Below are 12,243 nucleotides of genomic sequence, written 5' to 3'. Positions count from 1 at the left end.
GGCACCGCGCGGCGGTGATCCCCGGGCGGACGGGGGATGCCGCCTGCCCAGGCCTTGCGATCCGCCCGCCGCCCCCGCACCCTCGCCGCATGTGGCGCATCGGCATCGACCTGGGCGGGACCAAGACGGAGATCGCCGCGCTGGACGCGGCCGGTGCGGTCCGGCTGCGCCGCCGGGCGCCGACCCCACGCGACTATGCCGGGGTCATCGCCCTGGCCGGCACGCTGGTGGAGGCGGCCGAGGCGGAGCTCGGCGGGCCGGCGACCGTCGGCATCGGCATCCCCGGCAGCCTCTCGCCCGCCACCGGGCTGGTGCGCGGGGCGAATTCCACCTGGCTGAACGGCGGCCGGCTGGATGCCGACCTCGCGGCCCGGCTGGGACGCCCGGTGCGGCTGTCGAACGACGCGAACTGCCTCGCCATGAGCGAGGCGGCGGACGGCGCCGGGGCGGGGTACGCGACGGTCTTCGCGGTCATCCTCGGCACCGGGGTAGGCGCCGGGATCGTCACGGGCGGGCGAATCCATGAAGGCCGCAACCGGGCCGCCGGCGAATGGGGCCACAACCCGCTGCCCTGGATGACCGCCGAGGAATACCCCGGCCCGCGCTGCTGGTGCGGCCGGCAGGGCTGCATCGAGGCCTTCCTCTGCGGCCCGGCCCTGGCCGCCGCGGCGGACGGCCCCGGCGCCCGCGACGCCAGCGGCCTGCCCGCCCGCGCCGCCGCCGGCGATGCGCCGGCCGCCACGGCGCTGGAGCGGCACGCCGACCGGCTGGCGCGGGCCCTGGCGCATGTGGTCAATATCCTCGATCCGGACTGCATCGTCCTGGCGGGGGGATTGTCGAACATGGAACACCTGTACCGGGAGATCCCGGCGCGCATCGCGCCGCACGTCTTCAGCGACACGGTGACCACGCCGCTGCTGCGCGCCCGGCACGGCGACAGCTCCGGCGTGCTGGGCGCGGCGCGGCTGTGGGACGCCGCGCGATGATGGCCGGCATCCGCCCCGGCCTGCTGTACGGCCTGCTCGCCTTCCTCGCCGGCGCGGTGCTGGGGACGATCCGCGACCTGGCGCTGGCGCCCAGCATCGGCAGCCTGGCCGCGGCGGTGGTGGAAGCCGCGGTGATGGCCGTGCTGGTCTGGCTGGCGGCGCGCTATGCCGTGCGCTTCCTGCCGGTGGATGCGCGGCGCGAATCGCGCGCCGGCATGGCGCTGGCCGCGGTGCTGCTGGTGCTGCTGGCGGAGATTGGCCTCGGCGCCGCCTTCGAGGCAACGGGGCTTGCCGCGCAGCGCCCGCCGCGCGGCGGGGTGGAGGAGTCGATCGGCCTGCTGCTGCTGGCCTGGATGGCGGCGCAGCCCTTCCGGGTGCGGCAGGAGGGCTGATGCCCGCGCTCTGCCGCGACTGCTTCCTGGGCGTGCCGGAGGACCGGGCGCGCTGCCCGCATTGCGGCTCCCGCCGCGTCGTCCGGCATGCCGAGCTGCTCGGTTTGACCGTCGCGCATGTCGATTGCGACGCCTTCTATGCCAGCGTCGAGAAGCGCGACCGGCCGGAATTGCTGGCCCGCCCGGTGATCGTCGGCGGCGGCCATCGCGGCGTGGTCTCGGCCTGCTGCTACATCGCCCGGACCAGCGGCGTGCGCAGCGCGATGCCGATGTTCAAGGCGCTGCGGCTCTGCCCCGATGCCGTCGTCATCAAGCCGGAGATGGCGAAATACGTCGCCGCGGCAAGGCAGATCCGGGAACTGATGGAGGCGCTGACGCCGCTGGTCCAGCCGCTCTCGATCGACGAGGCGGTGCTGGACCTGGCCGGCACCGCGGCGCTGCACAAGGCGCCGCCGGCCGCCGTCCTCGCCCGCTTCGCGCGCGCGGTGGAGACCCAAGTCGGCGTCACCGTCTCGATCGGCCTCGCCCCGAACCGGCTGCTCGGAAAGCTGGCGGCCGAGCGCGACAAGCCGCGCGGCTTCGCCGTGGTCGGCGCGGCCGAGGCCGCCGCCTGGCTGGCGCCGCAGCCGGTCACCGTGCTGCCCGGCGTCGGCCCGGCGCTGGCGCGGCGGCTGGAGGCGGCGGGCTTCACCCGGCTCGGCCAGCTCGCCTCCCTGGATGCGCGGGAGGCGGCGCGGCGCTTCGGCGAGGAGGGGCCGGGGCTCGCCGCCCGCGCCCGCGGCGAGGACAGCCGCCGGATCGACCCGGCGCGGGAGACCAAGAGCGTCAGCGCCGAGACCACCTTCGATGCCGACCTCGCCGATCTCGCCGCGCTGGAGGCGCCGCTCTGGCGGCTGTGCGAGAAGCTCGGCCGCCGGTTGAAGGAGAAGGAGCTGGCCGCCGCCGGCGTGGTGCTGAAGCTGAAGACCGCGGGCTTCGCCCAGCGCACGCGCAACACCCGGCTGCCCATCCCGACCCTGCTGCCGGAGGTGCTGTTCGCCGCCGCCCGCCCGCTGCTGGCGCGGGAGGCGGACGGCACCGCCTTCCGGCTGATCGGCATCGGCGCGCAGCCGCTGGCCCCGGCGGCCGGCGCCGACCGCGGCGACCTGGCCGATCCGGGCGCGCCGAAGCGGGCGGCGCGGTGGCAGGCGGTGGAGGCGGTGCGGGCGAAATTCGGTGAGGCGGCCCTGGGGCTGGGGCGGGGGTTGAAGGGGCGGTAGGGCCGAGGCCGGACCGGCCGCCTCGCCGCCAGGCGCGACCCGCGCGCCGCGACCTGCTCAGCCGCCGAGCTGCGACCGCACCGCCGCCAGCTTCTCCGGGTTGCGCACGACATAGATCGCGCCGATGCGGCCGTCGCGGAGCTCGAGCGCCGTGGTCTGCGGCAGGCCGTCCGCCTCCAGCGTCACATAGCCCGGCAGCCGGTTGATCCGGCCGAGATGCACCAGCGGCACGGCGGCCTCGACCCGCTTGCGGGCGAGGCTGGCAAACAGCCGGACGATCCGGTCGACGCCGCGGATCGGGTTCAGCGCCGCTTGGCGCCGCCCGCCGCCATCGCTGAGCAGCACCGCGTCCCGCGCCAGCAGGTCGCGCAGCGCCGCCTCGTCGCCCCGGCGCGAGGCGGCGAGGAAGGCGCCGGCGATCCGCCGTGCCTCGGCATCGGTCACGGCCTGGCGGTGGGGCTGGTCCCGGCCCTCCTCCTGCAGCCGGACGCGGGCGCGGGTCGCCAGCTTGCGCAGCGCCGGCTCGGTGCGGCCGAGCAGGCCGGCGATCTCGGCGAAGGGCGTCTCGAACAGGTCGTGCAGGATGAAGACCGCGCGTTCGGCGGGCGAGAGCCGCTGCAGGGTCAGCAGGAAGGCGACCGAGAGGTCGTCGGCGAATTCGCGGGCCGCCTGCTGCGGCGGCTCGGGGCTGTCCAGCACCGGCTCCGGCAGCCAGGGGCCGACATAGGCCTCGCGCCGGTGCCGGGCGGATTTCAGGTGGTCCAGGCTGAGCCGGGCGGCGGCCTTCAGCAGCCAGGCGCGCGGCACCACCACCTGCGCGCGGTCGGTGCCGTGCCAGCGCAGGAAGACCTCCTGGGCGATGTCCTCGGCGGTCGCCCAGGACCCCGTCATCCGGTAGGCGAGCCCGATCAGCTCGGCCCGCAGCGGCACGAAGTCGCCGACGGGGTCGGTTCCGGAAGCGGGCTCGCCCGGCATGCTCAGGCCGCCGCGGCGGCCACCGGCGCCTGGCCCGGCACTGCGCGGAAGCCGATCGCCAGGCGGTTCCAGGCGTTGATGGTGGCGATCAGCAGCGACAGCTTGACGATCTCCTCCGCCGAGAAGTGCGGCGCCAGCGCCGCATAATCCGCATCCGGCGCATGGCTTGCCGCGACCAGCGTCAGCGCCTCGGTCCAGGCCAGCGCGGCGCGTTCCCGCGGCGTATAGTGCGGCGCCTCCGCCCAGGCATCCAGCAGGAAGAGCCGCGCCGCGGTCTCGCCGGCCTGCAGCGCGTCGCGGGTGTGCATCTCGATGCAGAAGGCGCAGCCGTTGATCTGCGACGCCCGGGTCTTCACCAGGTGGATCAGGCCGGGTTCCAGCCCGCTGGAGGCCACCGCCCGTTCCAGCGCGAGCATGGGCTGCAGCACCTTCGGGGCGACGGCGAAGTAGTCGAGGCGGGGGGTCATGGCGGGCTCCTGCAGGGGTTTCGCCCCAAGGACGAGGCAGCGGCGCCGAATGTGACCCGCCGCCGGCAGAAAAATCCGCCCGTCGCCGTCACATCGCCCCGCCCCGCCTCGTCCTGAACCGGACAAATGGAGCGGCAGGGCATGAGGATCGTGGTCATCGGCGGCACCGGCCGCATCGGCGCGCAGGTGGTGGACCGGCTTCGCCGGCAGGGGCACGCGGTGCTCGCCGCCTCGCCCGCCCGCGGCATCGACAGCGTGACGGGCACAGGGCTGGCGCCGGCGCTGGCCGGCGCGCGGGTGGTCGTCGACCTGTCGAACGCACCCTCCTTCGAGGACCGGGCGGCGATGGAATTCTTCCAGGCCTCGACCCGCAACCTGCTGGCCGCGGGGGCGGCGGCGGGCGTCGGCCACCATGTCGCGCTCTCGATCGTCGGCACCGACCGGCTGCAGGAGAACGGCTATTTCCGCGCCAAGCTGGCGCAGGAACGGCTGGTCGAGGCAGGGCCGGTCCCCTGGACCATCCTCCGCTCGACCCAGTTCCTCGAATTCCTCGACGGCATCATCGAGGGCGGCGCCGGGCCGGGCGGCATCCGGCTGCCCGCGGCGCGGTTCCAGCCGATCGCCGCGGCGGATGTCGCGGCCATGGTGGCGGATGCGGCGCTGCAGCCGCCGGCCAACCGCATGATCGAGATCGCCGGCCCCGAGCGCGTCGGCATGGCCGAGCTCGCCGGCCGCTACCTGGCGGCGCGGGGCGATGCGCGCCGCGTCGTCGCGGACCCGGCGGCGCGGTATTTCGGCGCGGTCATCGACGACCGCGCGCTCACCGCCGGGGAGGACGCGCGGCTCGGCCCGACCCGCATCGCCGACTGGCTGCGCGCCGCCGCGCCCGCCCATGCCTCCTGACCGGGACCTTGCATCCATGCCGCGCAAGACGATCGCCGCCCTCGCCTTCCTCCTGGCCTCGATCGCCGCCGCGGTGGCGCAGGGCCTGCCGCCCGGGGAGGCCCGGGTGACCCAGATCTATGCCCATCCGCTGCCGAACCTGCCGGGCAAGAGCCTGAAGGGCGTGCTGGTGGAATACGGGCCGGGCAGCGGGTCGCCCCCGCATACCCATGCGCCATCCGCCTTCATCGCCGCGACCGTGCTGGACGGCGCGATCCGCAGCCGGATCAACGGCGGGCCGGCCCAGGTCTACCAGGCGGGCGAGAGCTTCACCGAGCTGCCGGGCGACCACCATGGCCTCAGCGAGAATGCCAGCGCCACCGCGCCGGCGCGGCTGCTCGCGGTCTTCGTGGTCGATACCGCCGATGCGGTGCTGACCATCCCCGACCGGCGCTGAGGCCGCATCGCGCCTACTGCGCCGGGATGGTCACGATCGGCGTCGGCTGGCCCTGGCCGCTTTCCGCCAGCACCTGCAGCACATGGGCGAAGGTGAAGGCGCCCTTCGACCTGTAGTCGCCCGAATCGATCCAGAACCACCGGCCGCGGTACTGCACCGCGGCGTAAGGGTCGGCCGGGGCGCGGTCGCCCTGCCGCACCCGGATCAGCCGGTCGCCCGGCTCGGTCGGCCGGGTCTCGCCATGCGCCACGTCGGCCGCCGAGACCTCGATCTGCGCGCCCAATTCGTACAGCACCTGCAGCACCGACCGCGTCAGCACCGCCATCTGGCCGGGCCGCCGCGGCTGCCGGCCATAGACCACCTCCAGCTCCCGCGTCCCCGGCGGCAGGCCGAGCAGCCGGCCCACCTGCCGCGCCGCCTCCCCGGTCGGCCCGTTGCCGTCGCCGAGCGCCAGGAACACCCGCGGCGAATGCGGACCCGGCTCGAACCGCAGGCTGACCGCGCCTGCCGCCTGGATGGTCCGCAGCGCATGCATCAAGGCGAGGAACCCGCCCGAGGGGTCCTGCGACTGCCCCTCCTGCGTGGTGGCGTTCGGCAGCCCGTTCACCGACTGCACGCCGAGCCGGAACAGCAGGTCCATCGGCGCGCCGCTCTGCGCCAGCGACAGCAGCTCGGCCGGGGCCAGCGGCCGCAGGTAGGACTGCGCGAAGCGCTGCCCGGTCACCGGGGTGAAGGTGAAGGTCGGCCGCGCGGTGTACTGCACCGTGCCGCCGACCGTCGCGTAATTGCCCGGCCCGGCGCTGGGATAGGCGTTCAGCCCGAGCTGCCCGGTGCTCTGCAGCTGGTAGCCGGAGATCACCTGGCTGACCGACAGGAAGCTCGGCACGTCGGCGTAGCGCAGCCGCACCATGTTCAGCAGCATCTGCCGCTTGAGCCCTTCCCCCAGCGCATCGGCATAGCCCATCTGGTCGCCTTCCAGCCGCTGCGGCCCGACGGCGGCGTTGCAGCCGGCGAGCCAAAGCGGGAGGCAGGACAGGGCCAGCGCGGCGCCGAGGCGGCGCCGGGATCGGGGCGGAGTTGGCAGGGGCATGCGGGACCAACGCGGCAGCGCCGCCGCGGATCGCCCGGCCCGGCATCGCCGCGGTGACAACCCGGGCGCTTGCCCTGCCCGGCCGGGACGCTCCAGGCTGGCGAGGGAGGAGGCCGCGATGGACGACCCGGACACCGACGACCACGCCGCCGGCCGCATCGCCGCCCGGCCCGGCCCGGCGGCGGACAAGCCCTGGCCGCTGCCGCCCGGGCTGCATCCGCTGGGGCTGGGCGGTGGGCGCGACGGGCTGCTGCGCGTCCCGGCCGCCGCGGCCCCCGGGGCGCTGCCGCTGATCGTCATGCTGCACGGTGCGACCGGCGACGCGACGCGGGCGCTGCGCCGCATCGCCCCGGTCGCCGAGGCCGCGCTGCTGGTGCTGCCGGACAGCATCGGCCGCAGCTGGGACGTGCTGGAGGGCGGCTACGGGCCCGACATCGCGCGGATCGACGCGGCGCTGGCCCGCATCCTGGCGGACTGGCCGGTCGATCCCCGGCGGATCGCGGTGGCGGGCTTCTCCGACGGCGCCTCCTACGCGCTGTCCCTCGCGCTGATGAACGGCGCGCTCTTCACCCATGCGCTCGCCTTCTCGCCCGGCTTCGTGGCGCCGCTGCGGCTGGAGGGCCGGGCGCGGCTCTTCCTCAGCCACGGCACCCGGGATGCGGTGCTGAACGTCGACCTCTGCAGCCGCCGCCTGGTGCCGAAGCTGCGCCAGGCCGGCTACCCGCTGATCTACCGGGAATTCGAGGGCGGGCATGAGGTGCCCGAGGACATCGCGGTGACGGCGCTGGCCTTCCTGATGGCGGCGTGACCGCCGGCCGGCTATTCGGGCCGCGCGAAGGTCTGGTGCGGCACCCGGATCCGGCAGCGCAGCCCGGTCAGGTGCCAGGCATGCTCCATGCTGCCGCCGATCTGGCGGATCAGCCCGGTCGTCAGCCGGGTGCCGAAGCCGTGCCGCTCGGGCGGGCAGTCGATCGGCGGGCCGCCCAGCTCGGTCCATTCCAGCAGCAGGTCGGCGGAGTCCGGCTCGACGTGCCAGCGCAGGTGCAGCGATCCCGTCGGCACCGAGAAGGCGCCGTGCTTGGCCGAATTCGTCGCCAGTTCATGCAGGAACATGCCGAGCGGCTGCGCCGCCTCGGCACTGATCCGCACCGCCGGCCCGTCCAGCCGCAGGCGCCCCGGCGGACCGGCGAAGGGGGCCAGTTCGCGCTGCGCCAGCAGCTGCAGGTCCGCCCCTTCCCAACGCGCCTCGGCCAGCAGGGAATGCACCCGGGCCATGGCCAGGATCTTCTGCTCCACCCGCCTGGCGAACTGCGCCGGCTCGTCGCGCGGCACCAGGCGCAGCAGGGCGGCGACGACCGCCAGGACATTCTTGGCGCGGTGGTCGATCTCGCGCCGCAGCAGGGCTTCCCGGCCCTGCGCGACGACGGTGCGGTCGAGCACCGCCAGCAGCCCCGCCAGGGCCAGCACGGTGAGCCCGCGATTGGTCCACATCACCCCGCCATGCGTGCCCGGCAGGCTTGCCAGGCCGATCAGTCCGGCCAGCACCGTCAGGCTGCAGGCCGCTGCGCCGATGCCGGCCAGCCAGCGCCGCGAGCGGCTCCCGGCGGCGAGGACCATGGCGATGAGGTAGAAGACGCCGACCACGAAATCGGCCGGCGTGACGCAGTCCAGGCCGAAGACGCCGGCGGTGAGGAGCGTCGACAGCAGCTGGCTATGCGGCAGGGAGGCCCGCCGCATCCCGTTCCGCAGGGCGGCAAGGGCGCCACCGGCCCACCGCTGCCGCTTCACTTGAACCTTCCGGGCGGGTGACAATACACCCTTTTCTCTGCGGCGGTTGATCGAGCTTATCAAGCGGAATCCTGTGCGAAATCAGAGTATCCGTAACGCTTGAGTTGGTATTCGCGGATTTGAGCCGCCGTTTCCGGTGGTTATTGCACAAGGACCGGTGAGATCACGTCGACAGGATGGCGCGGATGCTTTCCGCCCGGCGGCGTTGCTGGACCCGTGGTGGCCGGCCGGGCTGCCGCGCCGGCGCCGCCGGCATCCCCCGGTTGAGCCCCACCGCCGCCGGTGCGAGGCTCGCCGCCAAGCAACCGGAGGGAACGCGGCATGGACAGCATCGAGGAGGGCCTGAAGGGCAAGGTCGCCATCGTCACCGGCGCTGGCTCCCGCCCCGGGGAAGGCGTCGGCAACGGCCGCGCCGCCGCCATCCTGCTGGCCCGGGCCGGGGCCAGGCTGGTCTGCGCCGACGCCATCATCGGCTGGGCCGAGGATACCAGAAGGATGATCGAGGCCGAGGGCGGCGAGGCCGTCACCGTCGAGGCCGACGTCACCAAGCCCGCCGATTGCCGGAGGATCGTCGAGGCCGCGACCGCCCGCTGGGGCCGGCTCGACGCGCTGGTCAACAACGTGGGCATCTCCGGCCCGAAGGGCACGGCGGAGGAGGTGGACCCGGAGGACTGGGCGCAGGGCCTGCTGGTGAACGTCACCTCGATGATGCTGATGGTGAAATACGCCGTGCCGGCGATGCGCGCGGCGGGTGGCGGCGCCATCGTCAACATCGGCTCGGTCGCCGGGCTGAAGGGCGGGCACCCGTCGCTGCTCTATCCCACCTCCAAGGGCGCGGTGGTGAACATGACCCGCGCCATGGCGGTGCATCATGCCAAGGACGGCATCAGGGTGAACTGCGTCTGCCCGGGCATGGTCTACACGCCGATGGTCCAGGCCAACGACATGACGCCGGCGAAGCGCGAGGCGCGGCGGAAGCGCAGCATCCTGCAGGTCGAGGGCTCGGGCTGGGACATCGGCGCCGCGGTCGCCTTCCTGTGTGGCGGCAATGCCCGCTGGATGACCGGGGCGATCGTGCCGGTCGATGCCGGCGCCACGGCGATCGCCGCCCTGCCGTCCGGCATCGGGTAGCCGGCCAGGGTCTTTCCTCATTCCCCTCGGCGGCATCCTGGCGCAGGATGCCGCCGACACGGGATTGTGATGAACCAGATCAGCAGCGCGCCGGCACCCCGGCCACGCTCCGAGGGCCGGCAGGACCAGGCGCCCTGGCGCGCCGCGGCGCTGCCCGCGGCGGCGCTGCTGCTGCCGCTGCTGCTGCTCGGCGCCAATGCCTGGGTCGGCTGGCAGGCCGCCTGGCGCGGGGCGGCGACCGAGCTGTCCCGCACCGCGGATGCGGCAGCGGAATACGCCACCCGCGTCCTGGCCGGCTACGCCTTCGCGCTCGGCCGGATCGGCGACCTGGTGCGCGGCCTGCCGGATGCCGGGATCACCGCGCGGGAGGCCGAATTGCACGCCGAGCTGCACCGGATCCTGGCCGACCTGCCGCAGGCCGAGGCCGGCTTCGTCATCGACCGGCACGGCTACCCGCTGCTCGGCGCCAACATCTTCCCGATCCCGCGCGGCGTGCCGACCGCCGTCGACCGCAGCTTCTTCCTGGCGCTGTCCGGGCCGAACCCGCCGGCGCTGCATGTCAGCGAGGTCTATCGCAACAAGTGGGACGGCACGCCCTTCTTCGCGCTCAGCCGGCGCCGGGTCGGTGCCGGCAACGGCCTGCCCGAGGGCGAATTCGACGGGCTGATCAACGTCTCGGTCTTCCCCGACACGATCGGCGAAGGCATGCGCTACCTGCTGCGGGAGGCCGACGACGCGCTGTCCCTGGCCACGGTGGCGGGGGTGGTGATCGGCCGCACCGGCGGGCTGCCCATGGCCCGGAGCCAGAGCACCCGGCCGCTGCCGGACGGGATCGACCGCGAGTTGCTGCCGGACGTGACCTCGATCGTCGATGGCCGGCAGCAGATGATCGCCCGCCGCCGGATCGAGGGATTCCCGCTCTATGTGGCGGCGCGGCGGCCGCATGCGACGATCCGCGCCGCCTGGTGGCGCGACCAGCGGGCGGCGCTGCTGTTCGGCCTGCCGGCCACGCTGGGGCTGTTCCTGCTCGCCCTGCGGGTGCAGCGCGCCCAGGCCCGGCTGGGCGCGGCGCTGGACGAGAGCGAGGACTGGCTGCGCCGCACCACCGAAGGCGCCGGCATCGGCACCTGGGAGAGCCACCGCGACCGCGGGACATTCGTCATCTCCGCCCAATGCCGCCGCGTCGCCGGCCTTCCCCCTGGCCGCAACTCGGTCAACCTCGCCAAAGTCCTGGCCCTGATCCCGCCGGCGGCGCAGCGGGAGATCACCGCCATGATGGCGACCGCGCGGCGGACCGGCCATGCCAGGATGGAGCTTCCCATCCAGCGGCCCCGGCCCGGCCTGCCGCCCGAGCCGGCCTGGCTGGCGGTGGAGGCGCAATGCCCCGAGCCCGGCGGCGCGGCCGCGGGCCGCGTGGTCGGCATCGTCTACGACATCACCGCCCGCCGCGCGGCGGAGGAACGCGCCGCCCTGCTGCTGCGCCGCAGCGTGGAGCAGCAGGAGGCCGAGCGGCTGCGCATCGCCCGCGACCTGCACGACCGGCTCGGCCAGCATCTGGCGCTGCTGCACCTGGAACTCGGCGGGCTCGCCGCCGACCCGGCGCCGGCCGCCCGCGCCGTCCGGCTGCAAGCCATCGCCTGCGCGATCGGCGAGGAAGCCAACCGCCTGGCGGTCGAGCTCCGCCCTACCGCGATCGACGACCTCGGGCTGGAGACCGCGCTGCGCCAGCTGGTCGAGGAATGGGGCAGCCGCACCGGGCTCGGCAGCGAGATCCACCTGCGGCTGCACCCGGGCCGCCTGCCGCTGCCGGTCGAGACCACGCTCTACCGCATCCTGCAGGAGGCGCTGAGCAACGTGGTGAAGCATGCCGGGGCGACGCAGGTCGGCGTCACCCTCGAGAGCAGCCGGTATCAGCTCCGCATGGTGATCGAGGATGACGGGGTCGGCATGCGGCCGGGCGGGCGCGGCGCCGGGCCGGCGGCGCTCGGCCTGCGCGGCATCCGCGAACGCCTGGCGCTGCTCGGCGGCAGCCTGGAGATCGAATCGGCGCCCGGCCAGGGCACCACGCTGCTGATCGGGGTGCCGCTGTGAACCGGCTGCGCATCCTGCTGGCCGACGACCACCCGGTGGTGCTGGCCGGCATCCGCGCCCTGGTCGAGGCGGAGCCGGACATGGAGGTGATCGCCACCGCGGCGGACGGCACCGCCGCCTTCGATCTGGCGGACCGGCTCCGCCCCGACGTCGCGGTGCTCGACATGTCGATGCCCGGGCCGAACGGCGCCGAGGTGGCGGAGCGGATCGCCCGCTACTGCGCGCAGTGCCGGGTGGTCATGCTGACGGTGCACGAGGACCGCGCCTATGTCCGCCGGCTGCTGGAGGTCGGCGTTGCCGGCTACGTGCTGAAACGGTCCGCCCCGGCCGAGCTGGTGCGGGCGATCCGCGCGGTGGCCGCGGGCGGCCTGCACCTGGACCCCGCGGTCGCCGCCCTGGCGATCTGCCGCGACCCGCCGCGGCCGGCGGCACCGGAAGCCGCCGCCGAGCCGACCGAGCGGGAGGCCGAGGTGCTGCGGCTGACCGCCGCCGGCCACGGCAACAAGGCGATCGCCCAGGCGCTCGGCATCGCGGTGAAGACGGTGGAGGCGCACAAGGCGAACGGCATGGGCAAGCTTGGCTTCCGCAGCCGGGTGGAGCTGGTCCGCTACGCCGCCAGCCGGGGCTGGCTGGGTTCCCTGCAGCCATGACGATAAGGGTTCTCCCTGATCGCCGCACAGGGAAGTCCCGGATGGCGACATCACGAAAATGAGAACACCCTGGTC

General features: G+C 74.5%; 13 protein-coding genes. 9 read left to right on the top strand and 4 right to left on the bottom strand.

Features of this window, described 5'->3' with window-relative positions:
- Positions 1-89 precede the first annotated feature (89 nt).
- From ACFQS7_RS23350 to ACFQS7_RS23340, 3 genes are read left to right on the top strand one after another with little or no spacing between them, the layout of a single operon-like run.
- Complete coding sequence (locus tag ACFQS7_RS23350) at positions 90-986, top strand: ROK family protein (RefSeq protein ID WP_380069547.1); 897 nt, start codon at positions 90-92, stop codon at positions 984-986.
- Entirely contained in the window at positions 983-1,378 is a 396-nt protein-coding gene (locus ACFQS7_RS23345; RefSeq protein WP_380069546.1) for a hypothetical protein, read from the top strand. Before ACFQS7_RS23350 ends, ACFQS7_RS23345 begins: the two co-directional genes overlap by 4 nt.
- Positions 1,378-2,637 (top strand): DNA polymerase IV, encoded by a 1,260-nt coding sequence (locus tag ACFQS7_RS23340; RefSeq protein WP_380069545.1) that lies wholly within the window; start codon positions 1,378-1,380, stop codon positions 2,635-2,637. Before ACFQS7_RS23345 ends, ACFQS7_RS23340 begins: the two co-directional genes overlap by 1 nt.
- Before the next feature lie 57 nt (positions 2,638-2,694).
- Here ACFQS7_RS23340 and ACFQS7_RS23335 read toward each other — a convergent pair whose 3' ends face one another.
- Together ACFQS7_RS23335 and ACFQS7_RS23330 are read right to left on the bottom strand one after the other, a co-directional pair.
- Complete coding sequence (locus ACFQS7_RS23335) at positions 2,695-3,612, bottom strand: sigma-70 family RNA polymerase sigma factor (RefSeq protein ID WP_380069544.1); 918 nt, start codon at positions 3,610-3,612, stop codon at positions 2,695-2,697.
- A gap of 2 nt (positions 3,613-3,614) precedes the next feature.
- Positions 3,615-4,079 (bottom strand): carboxymuconolactone decarboxylase family protein, encoded by a 465-nt coding sequence (locus ACFQS7_RS23330; protein WP_380069543.1) that lies wholly within the window; start codon positions 4,077-4,079, stop codon positions 3,615-3,617.
- Positions 4,080-4,220: 141 nt separating this feature from the next.
- Between ACFQS7_RS23330 and ACFQS7_RS23325 the strand changes: the two genes are divergently transcribed.
- Both ACFQS7_RS23325 and ACFQS7_RS23320 read left to right on the top strand, forming a co-directional pair.
- Positions 4,221-4,982 carry an SDR family oxidoreductase gene (locus ACFQS7_RS23325; RefSeq protein WP_380069542.1) on the top strand — a complete coding sequence of 254 codons (762 nt, stop codon included), beginning with the start codon at positions 4,221-4,223 and terminating at the stop codon, positions 4,980-4,982.
- 16 nt (positions 4,983-4,998) lie between these two features.
- Positions 4,999-5,418, top strand: a complete 420-nt coding sequence (locus ACFQS7_RS23320; protein WP_380069541.1) for a cupin domain-containing protein — start codon at positions 4,999-5,001, stop codon at positions 5,416-5,418.
- 13 nt (positions 5,419-5,431) lie between these two features.
- Here the strand turns inward: ACFQS7_RS23320 and ACFQS7_RS23315 are convergent, their stop codons facing one another.
- Positions 5,432-6,508 (bottom strand): hypothetical protein, encoded by a 1,077-nt coding sequence (locus ACFQS7_RS23315; RefSeq protein ID WP_380069540.1) that lies wholly within the window; start codon positions 6,506-6,508, stop codon positions 5,432-5,434.
- 118 nt (positions 6,509-6,626) lie between these two features.
- On the opposite strand from ACFQS7_RS23315, the gene ACFQS7_RS23310 reads away from it, so the two are divergent.
- Positions 6,627-7,316: an alpha/beta hydrolase gene (locus ACFQS7_RS23310; RefSeq protein WP_380069539.1), complete on the top strand. Its 690-nt coding sequence runs from the start codon at positions 6,627-6,629 to the stop codon at positions 7,314-7,316.
- An 11-nt stretch (positions 7,317-7,327) separates the two neighbouring features.
- On the opposite strand, the gene ACFQS7_RS23305 is transcribed toward ACFQS7_RS23310, so the two are convergent.
- Positions 7,328-8,296, bottom strand: coding sequence for an HWE histidine kinase domain-containing protein (locus ACFQS7_RS23305; protein WP_380069538.1), 969 nt, complete (start codon positions 8,294-8,296; stop codon positions 7,328-7,330).
- Positions 8,297-8,617: 321 nt separating this feature from the next.
- Here ACFQS7_RS23305 and ACFQS7_RS23300 point away from each other — a divergent pair, with 321 nt between their 5' ends.
- From ACFQS7_RS23300 to ACFQS7_RS23290, 3 genes are all read left to right on the top strand, one after another.
- The gene (locus ACFQS7_RS23300; RefSeq protein WP_380069537.1) at positions 8,618-9,427 is read left to right on the top strand and encodes an SDR family NAD(P)-dependent oxidoreductase; all 810 of its coding nucleotides are present in this window, start codon (positions 8,618-8,620) and stop codon (positions 9,425-9,427) included.
- 69 nt (positions 9,428-9,496) lie between these two features.
- Positions 9,497-11,518, top strand: a complete 2,022-nt coding sequence (locus tag ACFQS7_RS23295; protein WP_380069536.1) for an ATP-binding protein — start codon at positions 9,497-9,499, stop codon at positions 11,516-11,518.
- Entirely contained in the window at positions 11,515-12,168 is a 654-nt protein-coding gene (locus tag ACFQS7_RS23290; protein ID WP_380069535.1) for a response regulator, read from the top strand. Before ACFQS7_RS23295 ends, ACFQS7_RS23290 begins: the two co-directional genes overlap by 4 nt.
- Positions 12,169-12,243: the final 75 nt, after the last annotated feature.

It is taken from the genome of Dankookia sp. GCM10030260, from assembly GCF_042666655.1.
In the GTDB taxonomy this organism is placed as follows: domain Bacteria; phylum Pseudomonadota; class Alphaproteobacteria; order Acetobacterales; family Acetobacteraceae; genus Paracraurococcus.
The sequence above is the reverse complement of the archived record's forward strand: the minus strand, read 5'-3'. Positions and strand labels throughout refer to the sequence as shown.

Excerpts from the sequence above, each read along its gene's own strand:
- ACFQS7_RS23345 (WP_380069546.1), top strand. The coding sequence starts at position 983 with ATGATGGCCGGCATCCGCCCCGGCCTGCTGTACGGCCTGCTCGCCTTC.
- ACFQS7_RS23315 (WP_380069540.1), bottom strand. The coding sequence starts at position 6,508 with ATGCCCCTGCCAACTCCGCCCCGATCCCGGCGCCGCCTCGGCGCCGCG.
- ACFQS7_RS23330 (WP_380069543.1), bottom strand. The coding sequence starts at position 4,079 with ATGACCCCCCGCCTCGACTACTTCGCCGTCGCCCCGAAGGTGCTGCAG.
- ACFQS7_RS23350 (WP_380069547.1), top strand. The coding sequence starts at position 90 with ATGTGGCGCATCGGCATCGACCTGGGCGGGACCAAGACGGAGATCGCC.
- ACFQS7_RS23340 (WP_380069545.1), top strand. The coding sequence starts at position 1,378 with ATGCCCGCGCTCTGCCGCGACTGCTTCCTGGGCGTGCCGGAGGACCGG.
- ACFQS7_RS23310 (WP_380069539.1), top strand. The coding sequence starts at position 6,627 with ATGGACGACCCGGACACCGACGACCACGCCGCCGGCCGCATCGCCGCC.
- ACFQS7_RS23300 (WP_380069537.1), top strand. The coding sequence starts at position 8,618 with ATGGACAGCATCGAGGAGGGCCTGAAGGGCAAGGTCGCCATCGTCACC.
- ACFQS7_RS23320 (WP_380069541.1), top strand. The coding sequence starts at position 4,999 with ATGCCGCGCAAGACGATCGCCGCCCTCGCCTTCCTCCTGGCCTCGATC.
- ACFQS7_RS23325 (WP_380069542.1), top strand. The coding sequence starts at position 4,221 with ATGAGGATCGTGGTCATCGGCGGCACCGGCCGCATCGGCGCGCAGGTG.
- ACFQS7_RS23335 (WP_380069544.1), bottom strand. The coding sequence starts at position 3,612 with ATGCCGGGCGAGCCCGCTTCCGGAACCGACCCCGTCGGCGACTTCGTG.
- ACFQS7_RS23295 (WP_380069536.1), top strand. The coding sequence starts at position 9,497 with ATGAACCAGATCAGCAGCGCGCCGGCACCCCGGCCACGCTCCGAGGGC.